The sequence below is a fragment of the Kitasatospora sp. NPDC093550 genome, from assembly GCF_044764985.1.
Classification (GTDB): Bacteria; Actinomycetota; Actinomycetes; order Streptomycetales; family Streptomycetaceae; genus Kitasatospora.
The window spans coordinates 13237-30855 of record NZ_JBIWJF010000052.1 but is presented as its reverse complement, the minus strand read 5'-3'; the positions used below and the strand labels follow the sequence as shown (position 1 = coordinate 30855).

15 protein-coding genes are annotated in these 17619 nt (G+C 74.8%); 11 read left to right on the top strand and 4 right to left on the bottom strand.

What is annotated here, in order from left to right; all coding sequences use genetic code 11:
• The first annotated feature begins 248 nt into the window (after positions 1–248).
• From ACIRD3_RS39290 to ACIRD3_RS39250, 9 genes are all read left to right on the top strand, one after another.
• Positions 249–1658 carry a sensor histidine kinase gene (locus tag ACIRD3_RS39290; protein ID WP_402226642.1) on the top strand — a complete coding sequence of 470 codons (1410 nt, stop codon included), beginning with the start codon at positions 249–251 and terminating at the stop codon, positions 1656–1658.
• Positions 1610–2275 (top strand): LuxR C-terminal-related transcriptional regulator, encoded by a 666-nt coding sequence (locus tag ACIRD3_RS39285; protein ID WP_402226639.1) that lies wholly within the window; start codon positions 1610–1612, stop codon positions 2273–2275. Before ACIRD3_RS39290 ends, ACIRD3_RS39285 begins: the two co-directional genes overlap by 49 nt.
• Before the next feature lie 222 nt (positions 2276–2497).
• On the top strand, positions 2498–4126 hold the full coding sequence (locus ACIRD3_RS39280; RefSeq protein ID WP_402226637.1) for a DUF2637 domain-containing protein: 1629 nt from the start codon (positions 2498–2500) through the stop codon (positions 4124–4126).
• Between the two features lie 126 nt (positions 4127–4252).
• Positions 4253–5542 carry a DUF6986 family protein gene (locus ACIRD3_RS39275; RefSeq protein WP_402226635.1) on the top strand — a complete coding sequence of 430 codons (1290 nt, stop codon included), beginning with the start codon at positions 4253–4255 and terminating at the stop codon, positions 5540–5542.
• 177 nt (positions 5543–5719) lie between these two features.
• Positions 5720–6376: a YigZ family protein gene (locus ACIRD3_RS39270; protein WP_402226633.1), complete on the top strand. Its 657-nt coding sequence runs from the start codon at positions 5720–5722 to the stop codon at positions 6374–6376.
• Positions 6377–6539: 163 nt separating this feature from the next.
• Entirely contained in the window at positions 6540–6854 is a 315-nt protein-coding gene (locus ACIRD3_RS39265) for a cupin domain-containing protein (protein WP_402226630.1), read from the top strand.
• Positions 6855–7107: 253 nt separating this feature from the next.
• Entirely contained in the window at positions 7108–8964 is a 1857-nt protein-coding gene (locus ACIRD3_RS39260; RefSeq protein WP_402226629.1) for a hypothetical protein, read from the top strand.
• 114 nt (positions 8965–9078) lie between these two features.
• Positions 9079–10890, top strand: coding sequence for a restriction endonuclease (locus tag ACIRD3_RS39255; protein ID WP_402226626.1), 1812 nt, complete (start codon positions 9079–9081; stop codon positions 10888–10890).
• 239 nt (positions 10891–11129) lie between these two features.
• Entirely contained in the window at positions 11130–11897 is a 768-nt protein-coding gene (locus tag ACIRD3_RS39250; protein ID WP_402226625.1) for a ZIP family metal transporter, read from the top strand.
• A 58-nt stretch (positions 11898–11955) separates the two neighbouring features.
• On the opposite strand, the gene ACIRD3_RS39245 is transcribed toward ACIRD3_RS39250, so the two are convergent.
• A complete protein-coding gene (locus ACIRD3_RS39245; protein WP_402226622.1) occupies positions 11956–12855 on the bottom strand; it encodes a LysR family transcriptional regulator in 900 nt (299 codons plus the stop codon).
• A 205-nt stretch (positions 12856–13060) separates the two neighbouring features.
• Here ACIRD3_RS39245 and ACIRD3_RS39240 point away from each other — a divergent pair, with 205 nt between their 5' ends.
• Positions 13061–14002: an EamA family transporter gene (locus ACIRD3_RS39240; protein WP_402226648.1), complete on the top strand. Its 942-nt coding sequence runs from the start codon at positions 13061–13063 to the stop codon at positions 14000–14002.
• Here the strand turns inward: ACIRD3_RS39240 and ACIRD3_RS39235 are convergent.
• Positions 13893–14522, bottom strand: coding sequence for a MarR family transcriptional regulator (locus ACIRD3_RS39235; RefSeq protein ID WP_402226620.1), 630 nt, complete (start codon positions 14520–14522; stop codon positions 13893–13895). The two genes, ACIRD3_RS39240 and ACIRD3_RS39235, sit on opposite strands and share 110 nt — an antisense overlap.
• A 165-nt stretch (positions 14523–14687) precedes the next feature.
• Between ACIRD3_RS39235 and ACIRD3_RS39230 the strand changes: the two genes are divergently transcribed.
• A complete protein-coding gene (locus ACIRD3_RS39230) occupies positions 14688–15020 on the top strand; it encodes a DUF2218 domain-containing protein (protein WP_402226617.1) in 333 nt (110 codons plus the stop codon).
• Here ACIRD3_RS39230 and ACIRD3_RS39225 read toward each other — a convergent pair.
• Positions 14993–15676 (bottom strand): phosphatase PAP2 family protein, encoded by a 684-nt coding sequence (locus ACIRD3_RS39225; RefSeq protein ID WP_402226614.1) that lies wholly within the window; start codon positions 15674–15676, stop codon positions 14993–14995. The genes ACIRD3_RS39230 and ACIRD3_RS39225 overlap by 28 nt on opposite strands.
• A gap of 473 nt (positions 15677–16149) precedes the next feature.
• Positions 16150–17505, bottom strand: a complete 1356-nt coding sequence (gene gabT, locus ACIRD3_RS39220) for a 4-aminobutyrate--2-oxoglutarate transaminase (RefSeq protein ID WP_402226612.1) — start codon at positions 17503–17505, stop codon at positions 16150–16152.
• Positions 17506–17619: the final 114 nt, after the last annotated feature.

Below are 17619 nucleotides of genomic sequence, written 5' to 3'. Positions count from 1 at the left end.
TGCAGGGGGGACCCTGTGGGAGAGTAGGACGCCGCCGAACAATCATTCACGAAGAACCCCCATCCGGTCACCGGATGGGGGTTCTTCGCATTTCCAGATCAACCCAACCCACTGGGGCTGGTGTTGCTCCGACCACCAGCAGGTGGTGCTAGGTCCACCCCGGATTTGGGGTGCCATGGCCAGTGTGGGTGGCGGACGCGTCGTGAACACTGATGGAGAACGATCGGTACCGGCATCAGGAGCTCCCCGTGACAACAGCGAGTCGCACGAACGGCACGTCCGTACGTGCTCAGGCCCAGGCGGCCTTCGTGGCCGGCGGCGAGGGCCTGGGGCGGTTGGCCGTGGTGGGGTTGACCGCGGTGCCGGGCACGGTGCTGCCGCTGGGGGCCGCGATCGTCTCGGGAGCGGTGACCTCCCAGTTCCTGGAGGCCTACGACCTGCAGGTGTACTTCGCCCTCGTGGTGGCCATGGCCGCTGGCCTGATGGTTGCCGCCGCCAATGTCCGGCACACCGCGCAGCGCACGCGGGGGCAGCTGGACCGTTGGTTCGGGATCCGGCTGCCGGCGGTGTACGGACCGCGGCCGGGGCTGGAGTTGGACAACCGCGGGCACTGGTGGACGGGGTACTCCTACCACCGCTCCCGGACGGTGGCGAAGTACGCGCAGCTGGTCCACTGGGGTCTGCGGGACCGGACCACCCGGGCCGAGCTCGCGTGGCTGCTGGTGAACCCGTTCCTGGTGCTGGCCCTGGCCTTCCCGGTGGGAGCCCTGCTGGTGCTGGGTGTCGCCTCCGCCCTGACGGGGCCGGTACTCGACGCCGGGTTCGGCCCGCTGAGCGGGCACAGGGAGTCGGTCCTGCTGGGCATCGCGCTCGGGGTCGCCCTGGCCGCCGTCGGGATACTCGTGGCACCGTTCGCGGTGCGCGTGTACGCGGAGGTGGCCCGCCGGGTGCTGGACCAGGACGGTCGGGCCTCGCACGCCCAGCTGACCAGGCGGGTGGCCGAGTTGACCGAGACGCGGGCGGACGCGGCGGGCAGCCAGGCGGCCGAGCTGCGGCGGATCGAGCGGGACCTGCACGACGGCGCGCAGGCGCGGCTGGTCGCGATCGGGATGACGCTGGGCACCATCGAGCACCTGTTGGACACCGACCAGGCCGCCGCGCGGGAGCTCCTCGCGGAAGCCCGGCAGTCGTCCGCGCGGGCCCTGCAGGAGCTGCGGGACCTGGTCCGCGGCATCCACCCGCCGGTGCTCGCCGAGCGCGGACTGGGCGACGCCGTCCGCGCGCTGGCGCTGGACAACGCGCTGCCGACCGAGGTGTGCGTGAGCCTGCCGGACCGGCCGCCGGCCCCGGTGGAGGCGGCCGTGTACTTCAGCATCTGCGAGCTGCTCGCCAACGCGGCCAAGCACTCGGGGGCGGACCAGGTGTGGGTGGACATCCTGTACCGGGCCGGCTTCCTGCGGGTCACGGTGACGGACGACGGCGTGGGCGTGGCCGATCCCTCGCGGGGGACCGGCCTGCGCGGTATCGAGAAGCGATTGGGTACCTTCGACGGTGTCCTCGCCATCGACAGCACGTCGGGCGGTCCCACCACCATCACCTTGGAGTTGCCGTGCGAGTTGTCCTCGCCGAGGACCTCTACCTCCTTCGCGAAGGCCTGATCAGGCTGCTGGAGGCGCACGGTTTCACCGTCGTCGCCGCGGTGGAGACCGGGCCCGAGCTGCTGGAGGCGCTGCTGACCCACCGGCCGGACGTGGCCGTGGTCGACGTCCGGCTGCCGCCGACGCTCACCGACGAGGGTCTGCAGGCCGCTCTCAAGGCCCGCCGGGAGATCCAGGGCCTTCCCGTCCTGGTGCTGTCGCAGCACGTCCAGCAGCTGTACGCGCGGGAGTTGCTGGCCGATGGCACGGGTGGGATCGGTTATCTGCTGAAGGACCGGGTGTTCAACGCGGGGCAGTTCATCGACGCGGTCCGCCGGGTGGCGGCGGGCGGGACGGCGATGGACCCGGACGTGATCGCCAAGCTGATGCAGACCACCTCACGCCGGCCGGGGCCGCTGCTGCGGCTGTCCCCGCGCGAGCGCGAGGTGCTGGAACTGATGGCCGAGGGCTGTTCCAACTCGGCGATCGCCGCCCGTCTCTCGGTGAGCGACGGCGCGGTGGCCAAGCACATCGCCAACATCTTCACCAAGCTCGAACTCGCCCCGGCCGAGGACGCCAACCGCCGGGTGCTGGCGGTGCTGACCTACCTCAACGGCACGGCGGGGCAAGCTCGCTGACGGCCCGGCCGGTCCCGAGCGCCCGCTCGCCGCGCTCGGCACGGCTGACTGGGGCGCCCCGTGCCGTGACACCCCAGGCTGCGGGAACGCTTAAACAGGTGTACGAGTAAACTCCGGTGGGCCGAGCCCGGAGGTCGCTCGACGTCCGGCGGCCCGACAAGCGGGACCCGGCAGTCGAGGCAGCGTACGGCCGCAGCCGACATCCAGGGGTTGATAGACGTAATGGCACGCCCAACGCTCACCAAGGCCCATCGTGGCCTGCTCGGCCTGGTCGCGGCCGGCGCCTGCATCATCTCGGGCATCGGTTTCGCGGGCTCGTACAACGCGGTGCGCGAGCTGGCCCAGGAGAAAGGTTTCGGTGCCTTCTCCTACGCCTTCCCGATCGGCGTCGACGCGGGCATCGTCGTGCTCCTCGCGCTCGACCTGGTGCTGACCTGGCTGCGGATCCCCTTTCCGATGCTGCGGCAGACCGCCTGGCTGCTGACCGTCGCCACCATCGCCTTCAACGCCGCCGCCTCCTGGGGCGACCCGCTCGGCATGGGGATGCACGCCGTCATCCCGGTGCTGTTCGTCGTCGTGGTCGAGGCCTCCCGCCACGCGGTCGGCCGGATCGCGGCGATCACGGCGGACCGTCACATGGAATCGGTCCGGGTGATGCGCTGGCTCCTGTCGCCGGTGCCGACGTTCCGGCTCTGGCGGCGGATGAAGCTCTGGGAGCTCCGCTCCTACGACGAGGTCATCCGGCTGGAGCAGAACCGCCTGGTCTACCGGGCGCAGCTGCGCTTCCGCTACGGCCGGGGCTGGCGCCGCTCGGCACCGATCCAGGCGCTGCTGCCGCTCAAGCTGGCGAAGTTCGGCGTGCCGCTGGACCCGGCGTTGCTCGACCGCCTGGACGACGAGGGACGCGAGCGCGAAGCCAAGGAGGCCCTGGCGGGGCAGAAGTCGGGAGAGCTGGACCTCCAGGAGGGGCGCACCCCCGCGATCGCCCCGGCAGCGGCCGCGGTCCCGGCGGCCGCCGCGCAGCCCGGCCAGGCCGGCCCGCGGCAGGCTCCGCAGATCCAGCAGGCACCGCCGGCCCAGCAGATCCAGCCCCAGCAGGTCCTGCAGCCCCAGCCCCAGCCCCAGCCCCAGTCCCAGCCCGGAGCGGCGCAGGCCGATTCCGCCCCCGCCGTCGCGCCGCTGCCCGCCGAGGTGGCCGCGCCCATGCTGGCGAAGTTGGCGGCCGTCCGGCTGCGCGCCGCCCACGAGCCGGAGGAGGTGGCGGCCGCCGTTCCGCAGCCGCCCCGGGAGGAGCTGAACGTGTGGACCGAACGCCCGGTCCGCACCACCGGCCACCCGGCCGACGCCGCCCCCGCCGGGCGGGTGCCCGGCCAGGCCTCGCCCTGGTTCAAGCCCCCGCGCCCGCTCGCCGACGAGCCCGCCGGTGCCCCCGCCCCCGTTGCCGCCGCCGGCCAGGCCCCCGTGTCCCGGCCGCAGACCCAGGGGCCGGCCGCCCCGCAGCAGGCGGAGCAGCCGGTCGAGCCGCAGCACCAGCAGCAGCCCCAGTCGGCCCCGCAGCAGGGGCGGCCCGCGAGCTCCGAGCAGCCGGTCCCGGCCGAGGAGCCCGCCCAAGCCGAGCCCTCGGAGCTCCGCCCGGCGCCCTCGCGCCTCGACCCGGACCTCGCCTACGAGGCGCTGGTCACGTACATGGACAACCACGGCCACCAGCCGGATCCGCAGCGCCTCGCCGACTGGCTGACCAGGGAGTACGGCGTCACTGGCAAGGGGGCCGACGGCTCGGTCCACCCCAAGGAGGTCGCCGAGCTCTTCCCGGAGCTGCGGGACCGCTACGCCGCCGCCGGGAGGGACTGACCCGACCGGGGCCGTCCGGACGCGCCGCCGTCCAGCGCTCGGTCGGGCATTGACGCCCGACCGGGCCGGAGCTACCTTCACCTCAACAAATTGTTGAAGCCTTGGTTCGGCGTGGAGGAGTGCGGGATGTCGCAGGTCGAGGTCGACGGTAGCGGGCCGACGGGCGGGCCCTCCTTCTCCGCCGCCGCCCGGGACGCCGTGGAGGCGCTGCTCGCCCCGGTCGACGCCGATCTGGCGCGCCGCTACCCGGGCGAGTCCGGGACCAGGCAGCCGGTGCACACCGTCTACGTCCCGGCCGACGCCTTCGCCGCCGACACCGTACGGGAGTGGGGCCGCCAGGCCCTGGAGGCCTTCGACACCCACGCCGGTACACCCGCCGAACTGGCCCGCGCCCTCGGCGTCGCCGACGACGAACTGCTCGCCGACGTGCACGCCCGGGTCCGCGCCAAGCTGGAGCGCGAGCCGATCGAGGACCTGCGGATCGACTTCGAGGACGGCTACGGCCCCCGCCCCGACGCCGAGGAGGACGCGGCCGCCCGCCGCGCCGCCGAGCTGGTCACCGCGGCCGTGGCCGAGGGCAGCGCCCCGCCGTACATCGGCATCCGGATCAAGTGCATGGAGGCGCCGGTCCGCGCCCGCGGCATCCGCACCCTGGAGCTGTTCCTGGCCACCCTGCTGGCCGGTGGCGGTCTGCCGGAGGGCCTGGTCCTGACCCTGCCCAAGGTGACCTACGCCGAGCAGGTCACCGCACTGGTCCGGCTGCTGGAGGACTTCGAGCGCCGGGCCGGGCTGCCCGCCGGCCGGATCGGCTTCGAGATCCAGATCGAGACCACCCAGGCCATCCTCGGCCCGGACGGCCGGGCCACCGTCGCCCGGATGATCGAGGCCGCCGAGGGCCGCGCCACCGGCCTGCACTACGGCACCTTCGACTACAGCGCGGCCTGCGGCGTCAGCGCGGCCCACCAGAGCATGGACCACCCGGCCGCCGACCACGCCAAGGCCGTCATGCAGGTGGCCGCGGCCGGCACCGGGGTCCGGCTCTCCGACGGGTCGACCAACGTCATCCCGACCGGCTCCACCGAACAGGTGCACGCCGCCTGGAAGCTCCACCACGACCTGGTCCGCCGGTCGCTGGCCCGCGCCTACTACCAGGGCTGGGACATGCACCCGGCGCACCTGCCGACCCGGTACGTCGCCGTGTACTCCTTCTACCGCGAGGGCCTGGCCGCTGCCGCCGCCCGGCTGGCCGCGTACGTCGCCAAGGCGGGCGGCGACGTGATGGACGAGCCGGCCACCGCCCGGGCGCTCAGCGGCTACCTGCTGCGCGGCCTGGACTGCGGCGCCGTCGACCTCGCCGAGGTCACCGCGCTGACCGGCCTGGACCGCGAGCGGCTGGACACCCTCGCCGGTCGCTGACCCCGGAGCCCAGCCCCCGGGACGCCGGACCCGCCGGCCCTGCTACGTCACGGTGGCCTGCCGATCCCCCTCCGCTCCGTCGATCCGCCCACCGGCGCCAACTAGGCTGGCGGTGCCGCCCCGGTGCCCGGGGCGCGCGCCGCCAGCCTTCGCCGCCCCCGGGAGAACCACCGCGTCATGTCCGCCACGCCGGAGCCCACCACCAGGCCGTACCTCACCATCCGGCGGGCCGGCAGCCACGAGATCGAGGTCAAGAAGTCCCGGTTCATCTGCCACCTCGGCCGGGTCGCCGACGAGGACGAGGCACAGGCCTTCATCGCCGGCATCCGCAAGCAGTACTGGGACGCCCGGCACAACTGCACCGCCTTCGTGGTCGGCGACGAGCAGCGCCGCGAGCGCTCCAGCGACGACGGCGAGCCCGGTGGCACGGCCGGCGTCCCCATGCTGGAGGTGCTGCGCCGCCGCGGCCTGACGGACACCGTCGCCGTGGTGACCAGGTACTTCGGCGGGATCAAGCTCGGCGCCGGCGGCCTGGTGCGGGCGTACGGGAACGCGGTCTCGGAGGCGGTGGACGAGATCGGCCTGCTGGAACGGCGGCCGGTCGCACTGCTCGCGGTGACGGCGGACCACGTGCGGGCCGGGCGGGTGGAGAACGACCTGCGGGCGGCCGGGTACACGGTGAGCGACCTGGCCTACGAGGCGGCCGGGGTGCGGATCGAGGTGGGGGTGCCGGAGCCCGACGTGGCGGCCTTCCACACCTGGCTGGCCGAGGCGACCGGGGGCACCGCGACGGCGGTCCCGGCCGGCCGCACCTACGTCGAGGTCCCGGTCTGAGCGGAGGCGCCGGGACGGGCGCCGTCGGCCGGCCGGGTTCCGGACACACATCCGGCCACCTCGGCACCGCCCGTTCCGGTCCGCCGACAGCCCGCCTAGCCTGAACCGGCCGTCGGCACGGAGACGTCCGGCCGCCTCAGGACGCCCCCAGGAAGCCGTCGCGATGCCCGTGGTCCGGACCATCACCCTGCCGCCGGGCGCCGGCACGGGCTGGCACTACCACCCTGGCCGGGTCGAGGTGGTGGTGCTCTCCGGGACGCTCACCCGGACCCTGCACGACGGCCGGGTCGAGGTCAGCCGCGCGGGCGACTCCCTGGTCGAGGAGGCGGGACCGGTCCACGTCCACGTCGGGCGCAACCTCGGGGCCGAACCCGTGGTACTGATCGCGCACTACGCCGCGCCGATCGGCTGCCCGCTGGCGGTGCCGGTCGCGGAACCCGCCTGGAGCCGCGGCTCCGCCCCGCCCGCGGGGATCTGAGCGGGCTCCGGTCGGCCCGGGCGGGCGGCGGGTACGGGCCGTCCTCGGGGCCCGGTACGGGCCGTCCTGCGTAGCCGAGGCCCCCGCCACGCGGAAGACGGCTTGAACAGATTCACCCGAACGTAGGGTCATGCGCCGGAGTTGGAACTTCCGCTCCGGGCCGTGGCGTTTCCTGGGCAAGGATCCGGCGGAACCGGACGAAACCCATCGATGGAGGACACAGGACCCCACCCCGCACCACGGAGGTACGCGCATGACCTCAGACCGTTCGACTCCAGACCGCACGACCCCGAACCGCCCGGCCCAGAGCCACCCCCGCTCGCACACCGGTGCCGACCTCCCCGGCCCGCGCGGTCCCGCGACGCCCTACCGGATGACCGTCACCACGGCCCTCCCGCACGCCGACGCCGTCGCCCTGGCCGACGAACACCTCGCCTCCTGGCTGAAACGGGAGGGCTACGAGGAGCCCACGCCAGCCGCCCGCAGCCGAGCCGGGTCGCCGGCCGCCCCCGATCCGGCCGAGCGGCTCCGCCTGGGTGAGCGCGTCCTGCTCGACCGGGACCACGGCCCCCTGCGCGGCGGTCCGGACACCGGCCGCTACGACCGCCGCCGCCTGCGCACCCCGGCCCCGCACGGCACCCAGCAACTCACGCTCACCGTCGCCACCGCGGCCGACGGCCGGACCTGGGTCCGGCTGGAGGCCGAGACGCACAGCACCGGCAGCGGTGTGCGGACGCCCTGCCGGGTGCCGGTGCCCGAGCTCACCCGCTCGCTCCTGCCGCTGCTCGACGCCGGCGACGGCCCGGCCGCCGTCCACCCCGTGCCCCGGGTGATCACCGCCGACGAGGTGGACGGCCTGATCGACGAGCTGTGCGATCCGGAGCGCCGCATGCCCACGGTGGTCGCCAGCGTCCCGGTGAACCTCCCGCTGGAGGGCTGGGTCGAGGACGTGGTCGGTCCGCTCTGCCACCAGCTGCCCGGGCTCGCCACCGCCTACGTGCTGGATCCCGGCGCCCGGACGGCGTTCAACGTCGCGCTGGAGTACCACACCGTCTACGGCGGGGCGGTCCGCACCTACCTGCCCGAGGTCGACCCGGCCTCCCGCACGGACGGCGCGCGACATCCGGTGCTCGCCCGGAGCCGAATAGAACAGGACCTGCGGCGCGCCGCCGCGCTGCTCGCCCGTGAGCCGCGCCGGCTCGCCGCCGACCAGCCGCTGCCGCCGCCGCTGGCGGCCGTCCCGGTGCTGCGCGTCCCGCCGGCCCAGCTCCGCCGGGCCGCCGGGCACCCTGTCGTCCGGGCCGAACCCGCCGCCCGCGCCGCGCGATCCGACCACGCCGAACGGGTCGAACTGGCCGAGCTCGCGCTGGAGGAGCAGCAGGACCGCGCCGAGCAGCAGGCCAGGGCCGACGAACTGGAGCGGGTCCGGCGCACCCTGCGCCTGGAGCGCCACGACCGCCGCGAGCGGAGCCAGAACCGGGAGGGCCACGACCCGCGGGAGGTCCGCGAGGGCCGCCTCCGTTCCGGGGCCCGCGCCCTGACCGGCCGCCACTGCACCACGTCGGGCGTCGGACCGGCCTTCGGGCAGCACGCTGCCGCCCCGGCCGCCGACCGCTGCGGCAAGCCCGAGTCCTTCACCGAACTCATGGCCCGACTGGGCGAGTTCCCGCTGCTGACCTTCACCGGGGACCAGAAGACCGCGCTCGCCCTGGACGAACTCCGGCGCACCGGCGCCGGCTGGGCCCGGCTCGCCTGGGACGGTCTGACCGCCCTTCAGGAGTACGCGGAGGCGGCCGTGCGCGGCACGGCCGGCGGGGACTTCAAGCAGTGGTGCGAGCACACCCCCGAGGGCTGTCACCGCTTCCCGCCCCGCAAGGCCGTGCGCGGCGAGTCCAGGACGGTGTTCAGCCACACCAAGTGGAAGCGCGAACGGATGCTGCCGGTGCCCGAATGCGTGGACGCCTCCCGGCGCGCGTTCATGGGCGCGCACCTGAGGATCGGCGGCGGGCGCACCGCACCCCGGCTGCACTACCTGGACGACTGCTCGGGCAGTGGCCGGATCTACGTCGGCTACATCGGTCTGCACCTGACCAACACCCGGACCAACTGACCGGCTTGGCTGACCGCTGCGCCCGTTCGGTGGACAATGTCCGGCAGGGGTGGGTCCGCGGGTTCGTCGACCGCCCCGGGCAGGCGCCGGACGAGCATGGGGGAACGACGACCGATGCAGCACTCAGCAGACGGCCGGTCCGACGGCGCCGCCACCGTTCGGTTCCCCCAACCGGGCTTCCTCGCCTCGGTGTTCCGCGACCTGGGCGTCGAGGAGTCCCCGGAGCCGGATCCGGACGGTGCCGTCACCGGCGGTTCCCCCTCCGGGGCGGCCGGGGGAACCGCCGGTGACGGCCCGTCCGTCCCGGGGCCGGCCGCGCCCGGCGACGCGGCCGGCGTACGGGTGGGCGCCATCGAGCACGGTGGCGCCGGCCCGGCCACCACCGGTTCCGACAGCGCCGGCCCGGCCACCACCGGTTCCGACGGCCCCGACCCCGGCTCGGTCGGCGCCGGCCTGGCCGACCCGGAGGAGGCCGTCGCCGCGCACGCCCGGGCCGCCGCCCTGACCCACCACCGCACCGTCACCGTGCGGGCCGAGCACGACCGCTTGGCCGACCTGCTGCGGCGGGCCGCCCTGCCCGTCTCGGCGATGGACTTCGAGAGCCAGCTGCGCCACTACGAGCCCCGCCCCTACCCGGCCGACGGTTCCGACGCGGTGGACGGCGCGGAGCCCCGCTGGGAGGACTTCGCGCCCGCCGAGCCGGCCGTCGCGGATCCCGACGGCGGTCCGTCCCGCCGCCTGCTCGACTCCGGCTACCAGCGCGAACTGGCCCGGGCCCGGCTCGCCCACCAGCGCGCCCTGCGGGAGTGGCGCACCCGCCGGGCCGAGGCCGGCAGCCCGGCCGTCGACGAGTCCCGGCGCGCCCACGCGGCGGCCGAGGAGGCCCGCGCCCGCGCCGTGCGCGAGTACAACGAGAGCCTGGAGGAGTGCCGACGGGCCTACCGGCTGGCCGAGCCGGCCGCCGTGGAGTCCCTGCTGGAGCGGGCGCTGGCCGCCGCCGAGACCGCGACCCAGGACCTGCCCGCCCCCTGCCGGGCGGTGTTCCGCCCGCTCACCCGCACCGCCGTCCTGGACCTCGACCTGCCGCCGCTCGACCTGGTGCCGTCGCTCACCGGTTACCGGCTCGCGCCCGACGGCGACATCGTCCCGGTGCCGCGCCCGCCGGCCGACCGGGCCACCGACTACCTGCGGCTGGTCGCCCGGCTGGCGCTGCGCGCGCTGCAGGCCGCCGACGCCGTCGACACCGAGGAGATACTCGCCGGGGTCGTCCTCAACGGCTGGCTGCGCGAGCCCGGCGCGGCCGAGCCGCTCTGCCTGGTCAGCGTGGACGCCGACCGCGACGCGCTGGCCCGTACCCGGCTGCTGCCGCCGGAGACCCCGTACGAGGAGCGCGACGACGAGGGCGTCTACGCCGACGCCGAGCAGGACGAGGCCCTGGTCCGGCTGCGCCAGCTGGGCGCCGCCGTGACCCCGGACCCGTACGGCCGGGTGGCGGTGCAGCCGGCAGCCCAGACCGGGGCCGCGGTGCCGGCCGCGCCCGACCTGTCCGCCAACGAGTTCGCCCAGTTGGTGCGGGACCTGCTCACCCGGGGCGGGCTCGCCGAGTGGAGCGTACGGCTGCGCGGTCCGGCCGGCCTGGTCGCGACCGGGGAGGGCGCCCCCGGCAGTGCGCTGCCGGGGCGCTGGGTGGTCTGGGCCTCCCGGGGCGCCGAGCCGGTCACCGCGGAGCAGATCGCCACGCTGGCCGAGGCGGTCGGCGAGGAGGCCGCCGAGCGCGGTCTGCGCCTGACCACCGGCCGCTTCACCGACGAGGCCCTGGACCTCACCGCCGAGGAGACCCACCGGCACATCCACCTGGTCGACGGCGACGGCGTCCGGGAACTCGCCCGCACCCACCTCGGGCTGCCGCTCGCCGCCGGCCGCTGACGGCCCCCACCCCGCGAATCACCCCGACGGCCCATCCGGCGGGCGTCCCGCCACGCCCGGACCGAGGCTGGAGAACGGGCCCCCGGTCGCGCCCGGCACCCCGTCGACAGTCGTCGAACGGCCGTCCGGTACGGTCGGCGGTCGGCCCGGAGACGGGCGGACCCCAGGGGGAGAGGAATGGGCAGCACACCACACGGCGGCACGGGCGATGCGGCCGCCCCGGCGGCGGAGCCGGCCCGATGACCGCCATCCTGGTCGCCGCCGGGGCCTTCCTGATGACGCTGATCGGCGGCTTCGTCGCCCAGCGCACCGGCGACCGCCGCCACCTGGTGCTCGGCTTCGCCGCCGGACTGATGCTCGGCGTGGTCGCCTTCGACCTGCTGCCCGAGGCTATCCACCAGGCACCGGACGAGGTGCACGGCGTGCCGCAGGCGCTGCTGATGTTCGCGGCCGGCTTCCTCACCATCCACGTGGTCGAACGCGCGGTCGCCATCCACCGCGGCCACGAGGGCGAGTACGCCGAGCACACCCACGGCGGCCACCGCCACGGGCACACCCACACGGCCGGGCACCAGGGCGTCGGGCTGACCGCCGCGCTCGCGCTGGTCGGGCACAGCGTGATGGACGGCTTCGCGATCGGCGCCGCCTTCCAGGCCGGCACCACGGTCGGCACCGTGGTGGCCATCGCGGTGGTCGCCCACGACTTCGCCGACGGCTTCAACACGTACACGATCACCCGGCTGTACGGGAACAACCGCCGACGGGCGCTGACCCTGTTGGCGGCGGACGCGCTGGCCCCGGTCTCCGGCGCCGCGATCACCCTGGCGTTCACCATCCCGGAGCACCTGCTCGGCCTCTACCTGGGCTTCTTCTCCGGCTTCCTGCTCTACCTGGCGACCTCCGACATCCTCCCCGAGGCGCACAGCCCGCACCCCTCGCGCAGCACCTTGCTGTGCACCGTCGCCGGGGTCGGGTTCATGTGGCTGGTGATCGGCTTCGCCAAGTGAGGGGGGCGGCCCGACCTCGGCCGCCCGGCAGCGGCCGGGAACCGGGCCCGCCCCGGTCCTACAGCCGCCCCCAGCACTCCCGCATCGACGCCAGCGCCTCGGTGATGGCCGGTCGCCGGGAGGCCTGGGAACGCCAGAGCGCGTAGACCCGCCGGCTCGGCTCGGGCGTCACCCGGCGGGCCGCCACGCCGGGCGGTAGCGGTCCCCGGCCGAGCTTCGGCACCAGGCCCATCCCGAGGCCGGCCGCGACCAGCGCGATCTGCGTCTCGAACTCGCCGACCTGGTAGCGCACGTCCGGCTCCTCACCCGCCTCCCGCAGGGTGCGCACCAGCCAGTCGTGACAGATGTTGCCCGGCGGCACGCTGATCCAGCGCTGCCCGCACAGTCGCCCCACCGGCACCGGGTCGAGCGCGGCCAGCTCGTCGTCGGCGGGCAGCAGCAGGTCCACCGGGTCCGTCCCGAGCTCCATCCGGGACAGCCCCTCCTGCACCGGCAGCGGTACGGTCGGCCAGTCCTGCACCAGCGCCAGGTCCACCTCGCCCCGGGCCACCAGCTCGGCCGCCGGGTACGGATCGCGCTCCAGCAGCCGTACGTCCAGCTCCGGGCAGCGCTGCCGCAGGTCGGCCAGCACCCCGGGCATCAGCCCGCGCGCGCCGGACGCGAACGCGGCCACCAGCAGCCGTCCGACCGCCTGGCCGCGCTGCTCCTCCAGCCGCACCTCGGCCCGCTCCACCAGCCCCAGCACGGTCTGCGCGGTCACGGCCAGCTCGCGCGCCGCGTCGGTCAGCACCACGCCCCGGCCCTGCCGCTCCAGCAGCACCGTCCGGGTCTCCCGCTCCAGCTTGGCGATCTGCTGCGAGACCGCCGAGGGCGTGAACCCGAGCGCGGCCGCCGCGCCGCCGACCGAGCCGTGCACCGCCACCGCGTGCAGCGCCCGCAGGCGCCCCAGATCCATCATGCAGCGATCCTAAAGTGTCTCCTTCAGAATTCATCGCTAGTGCTACACGGTTCCGGCCCACCATGCTCGACCCATGACCGCGACACCCGCCGCCGCGAGCGGCACGAGCCCGGGCCCGTTCAGCACGACCCCGATCCGTGCGAACCCGTTCAGCACGACCCCGAGCAGTACGCCCCCGGGCGGCGGGAAGCCGGGCGGCAGCAACCTGAGTGCGCCCCACCTCGCGCTGGCGGTCCTGGTGGCCGCCGTCTGGGGCCTCAACTTCGTCCTCATCCACGTGGGCCTGCAGAACTTCCCGCCGCTGCTGTTCTGCGCCCTGCGGTTCGCCGTCGTCGCGGTGCCGGCGGTCTTCCTCGTCGGCCCGCCCAAGGTGGCCTGGCGCTGGGTGGTCGCGGTCGGCGTGGTGCTCGGGGTGGTCAAGTTCGGGTTGCTCTTCCTCGGCATGCACGCCGGGATGCCGGCCGGGCTCTCCTCCCTGGTGCTGCAGGGGCAGGCCGGCTTCACCGCGCTGTTCGCCGCCGTACTGCTGCGCGAACGCCCGGGCGGGCGGCGGCTGCTGGGCCTGGCGATCGCCTTCGCGGGCATCGCCCTGAGCGCGTACGACCAGGGCGCCGGCGGCCCGCTGGGCGCCTTCGCACTGGTCGTCCTCGCCGCCGTCGCCTGGGGGCTGGCCAACGTGCTGACCCGCAAGGCCGCGCCGCCGGACGCGCTGCGCTGGATGGTCTGGGTCAGCGCCGTGCCGCCGCTGCCGCTGCTGGGTCTGTCCCTGCTGGTCGAGGGCCCGGCCGCGGACCTGCGCGCGCTGCGCGACATCACCCCCGCCGGGCTCGGGGCGATCGGCTACGTGGGGCTGGTCTCCACCCTGCTGGGCTTCGTCGCCTGGAGCTTCCTGCTGCGCACCTACGACGCCACCGCCGTGGCGCCCTACTCGCTGCTGGTGCCGGTGTTCGGGATGTCCTCGGCCTGGCTGCTGCTGGGTGAGCCGGTCAGTCCGACGGCCGCCGCGGCCGCGGTGCTGGTGATCGCCGGGATCGGGCTCACCGCGCTGCGTCCGGGGACGCCGAGCGCCGTGGCGGCCCGGCTGCGAGGAAACGGGCCTCGGCGGAGTGCAGCACTCGCAGCAGCACCTCCTCGTCGGCGGGGCTGACCTCGCCGAAGTACTCCCGCGCCACTTCGTCCCGGACCTGCCCGATCCGCTCCACCGCCGCGCGGCCGGCCTCGGTCAGCAGGATCCGCACGGCCCGCCGGTCCGCCGGGTCGGGGCTGCGCTCGACCAGGCCGGCCTCCTCCAGCGCGTCCACCACGGTGGTGGCCGAGCGCGGGGCGATGTGCAGCTTGTCGGCGAGGTCGCTCAGTCGCATCGCGTGGTCCGGCGTCTCGCAGCCCGGGACGTGGGCGAGCGTGCGCAGTGCGCGGGCCTGGCCGGGGGTGATGCCGTACGGCTCCAGCCGTCGGCCGGTCTGGCGCCGGATCCGCTTGATCGCCCTGGTCATCGCGTCCGCCAGCTCGGCGGTGGTGACGGGGGCGCCGGCCAGGTCGGGCGTCTCGGGTGCCTCGGGCGCCTCGGGGGAGTCCGGGAAGCTCGGGGAACCGGGCGAGTCCGGGGAACCGGGAGTGCGGGGAGTGCCGGAGGAGTCCGCCGGGTCGTCGGTCGGCGTGGTGGTCATCGGCGGTCTCCTCGGCTGGTGTCCGGCCAAGCGTAGCGACCGGTCCGGCGCTCTCGGTGGTCGGCCGACGGCGGCCGCGGAAATATGTTGAGCTTAGCTCAGTATCTGCGTTAGCGTAGGGCAAGTGAGGGCACCCTAAGTTCCCTCCCCGACTCTGGAGGGCCCATGCCCGTTTCCACCGCACGCGTGGCCACCGACCGTCCCGGCCGCTACGCCAAGCAACTCGCCGCCCACATGGGCCGCAAGATCGAGGCCGCCTACTCCGAGGAGACCGGCCGCGGCACGCTGGTCTTCAGCGCCGGCACCGCCACCCTGGAGGCCCGGTCCGACACCCTGCTGCTCACCGTCGAGGGCGAGCGCGAGAACCTGCCCGGCCTGGAGGACGTCGTCGGCCGCCACCTCGTCCGCTTCGGCGCCCGCGACGAGCTCGTCGTCGAATGGCACCGCGACAACGGCGAGGCCGGCCTGGTTCACCGCAACGAGGACCCCGAGGCCTGACCCCGCCCGGCGCCCGGCCGGGGCAGCCGGCGGTCGAGCGGCCACAGCACCAGGACGGCCAGACACCAGCCGGCCACCACGTCCAGCAGCCAGTGGAAGTCGCTCCACACCAGCCCCGCACCCACCCCGAGCGCCAGCAGCGCCGCGCCCGTCGTCAACCCCCGGGCGGCGCGCGGCCCCGACACCCGGGCCAGCAGCAGCGCCGCCACCCCGTACGAGACCGCCGCGGTCGTGGTGTGCCCGGACGGGTACCAGCCCCACTGCTCCGGCGTCAGCGGCTCCCCGAGCGGACCGGGCCTCGCGAAGGCCGCCTTCGCCGGGACCACCAGCAGCGGGATCAGCCCCGCCGTCAGCGCCGCCACCGGCAACGGCCACCACCACCGCCCGGCCCGGGTCAGCCGCCACCGCCAGGCGGCCAGCACCCCGGCCAGCAGCAGCACCGGGACCGCCGGGACGCCGCTGCCCAGGTCCGACAGCGCGTGGCCCAGGTGGTCGAGCAGGGCGCTCGGAAGGTCGTGGCGCGCCGTGTGCACCGCCCGGCGGACCGAGCGGTCCACGCCGAGCAGCGGCCCGTCCACCGCCACCTGCCAGGACACCGCCAGCAGCACCACCGCCGCCACCACCGGCACGGCCGCCGACCGCCGCGCCCGGGCCACCCGGCTCCGGACAGCGGACAGCCGCCCCGGAGCAGGGGGGAGAGCTCCGGGGCGGCTCTGATGATCGCCGTTCCGTGCGCCCCGGGGGGTGTGGGTCGGACGGTCGGTCGATCGGCCTGCGGTATGCACCGCCCCTCCCGGGGCGGCCTGGTTGTCCTCGCGGGGCCCCCGCGGACCCGCCCCCGAGGGGGGCCCCGCGGACGGCTCCGCCAATGGCTGAGGCTCGCTGTCCATCTGCGATGACACTACGTCAACAGCCCTTCCGCGCCGAGCGCCTTCAGCGATTCCGCACATCATCTTCACCCTGCGCAGGGCAACCCCCGGAGCGTCCCGTCGATCATGCCCGGCCGTCGTACCGGGCCCCGACGAACCGAACGACCCCGGACGAACCGAACGGCCCGTGCGGACCAGAGGTCCGCACGGGCCGTTCAGCGCTGTCCGGACATCCCTCCGGCGGGCAGGTGGCGCCTCGATCAGGCGGCGGTGACACCCTGGAGCGCGAACGCGCCCTCGATGATGTCCAGACCCTCGGTGAGCAGGTGCTCCGGGATCACCAGCGGCGGCAGGAAGCGCAGCACGTTGCCGTAGGTGCCGGCGGTCAGGACCACCAGGCCCTCGGCGTGGCAGGCCTTGGCGATCGCGGCGGTGATCTCCGGGTTCGGCTCCTTGGAGCCCGGCTTCACCAGCTCGACGGCGATCATCGCGCCGCGGCCGCGGACCTCGCCGATCACGTCGAACTTCTCCTGCATCGCGCGCAGGCGGCCCAGCATGACCTCGCCGATCCGCTGCGCCTTGCCGTTGAGGTCCAGCTCCTTCATGGTCTCGATGGAGCCCAGGGCGGCGGCACAGGCCACCGGGTTGCCACCGTAGGTGCCGCCCAGGCCACCGGCGTGCGCGGCGTCCATGATCTCGGCGCGGCCGGTCACCGCGGCCAGCGGCAGACCGCCGGCGATGCCCTTGGCGGTGGTGATCAGGTCCGGGACGATGCCCTCGTCGTCGCAGGCGAACCACTGGCCGGTGCGGCAGAAACCGGTCTGGATCTCGTCCGCCACGAACACGATGCCGTTGGCCTTCGCGTACTCCACGATCGCCGGCAGGAAGCCCTTGGCCGGCTCGATGAAGCCGCCCTCGCCCTGGATCGGCTCGATGATGATCGCGGCGACGTTCTCGGCGCCGATCTGCTTGTTGATCATGTCGATCGCCTGCGCGGCGGCCTCGGCGGCGCAGTTCTCCGCACCGGTCAGCCAGCGGTAGGGGTAGGCCACCGGCACCCGGTAGATCTCCGGGGCGAACGGGCCGAAGCCCTGCTTGTACGGCATGTTCTTCGCCGTCAGGCCCATGGTGAGGTTGGTGCGGCCGTGGTAGCCGTGGTCGAACACCACGACGGCGGTGCGCTTGGTGTAGGCGCGGGCGATCTTCACCGCGTTCTCGACCGCCTCGGCGCCCGAGTTGAACAGCGCGGTGCGCTTCTCGTGGTCACCCGGGGTCAGCTCGTTCAGCTGCTCGGCGACGGCCACGTAACCCTCGTACGGGGTCACCATGAAACAGGTGTGGGTGAAGGCGGCCAGCTGCTCGCTCGCCTTGGCCACCACGGCCTCGGCGCTGTTGCCGACGTTGGTCACGGCGATGCCGGAGCCGAAGTCGATCAGCGAGTTGCCGTCCACGTCCTCCAGCACACCGCCGTTGGCACGGGACACGTACACCGGCAGGGTGGTGCCGACGCCGGCCGCCACCGCACCCAGCTTCCGGGCCTGCAGCTCCTGCGACTTCGGACCGGGGATCGCGGTGACCAGGCGGCGCTCCTGCGGGAGCGGCGTTGCGGCGCTCATGGGGTTTCTCCAGACTTCTCGGCTCGGTACGTCGCAGGCTACGGCCGCCCTCCCCGCGCGAGCATGCGCCACTCGGTAGCAGTGCGCCGTCCGACTTGTCCGACGCGGCCAGCC

Bases quoted from the DNA above. Each gene is read 5' to 3' on its own strand.
- ACIRD3_RS39255 (WP_402226626.1), top strand. From the start codon at position 9,079: ATGCAGCACTCAGCAGACGGCCGGTCCGACGGCGCCGCCACCGTTCGG.
- ACIRD3_RS39250 (WP_402226625.1), top strand. From the start codon at position 11,130: ATGACCGCCATCCTGGTCGCCGCCGGGGCCTTCCTGATGACGCTGATC.
- gabT (WP_402226612.1), bottom strand. From the start codon at position 17,505: ATGAGCGCCGCAACGCCGCTCCCGCAGGAGCGCCGCCTGGTCACCGCG.
- ACIRD3_RS39235 (WP_402226620.1), bottom strand. From the start codon at position 14,522: ATGACCACCACGCCGACCGACGACCCGGCGGACTCCTCCGGCACTCCC.
- ACIRD3_RS39280 (WP_402226637.1), top strand. From the start codon at position 2,498: ATGGCACGCCCAACGCTCACCAAGGCCCATCGTGGCCTGCTCGGCCTG.
- ACIRD3_RS39260 (WP_402226629.1), top strand. From the start codon at position 7,108: ATGACCTCAGACCGTTCGACTCCAGACCGCACGACCCCGAACCGCCCG.
- ACIRD3_RS39245 (WP_402226622.1), bottom strand. From the start codon at position 12,855: ATGATGGATCTGGGGCGCCTGCGGGCGCTGCACGCGGTGGCGGTGCAC.
- ACIRD3_RS39230 (WP_402226617.1), top strand. From the start codon at position 14,688: ATGCCCGTTTCCACCGCACGCGTGGCCACCGACCGTCCCGGCCGCTAC.
- ACIRD3_RS39270 (WP_402226633.1), top strand. From the start codon at position 5,720: ATGTCCGCCACGCCGGAGCCCACCACCAGGCCGTACCTCACCATCCGG.
- ACIRD3_RS39275 (WP_402226635.1), top strand. From the start codon at position 4,253: ATGTCGCAGGTCGAGGTCGACGGTAGCGGGCCGACGGGCGGGCCCTCC.
- ACIRD3_RS39265 (WP_402226630.1), top strand. From the start codon at position 6,540: ATGCCCGTGGTCCGGACCATCACCCTGCCGCCGGGCGCCGGCACGGGC.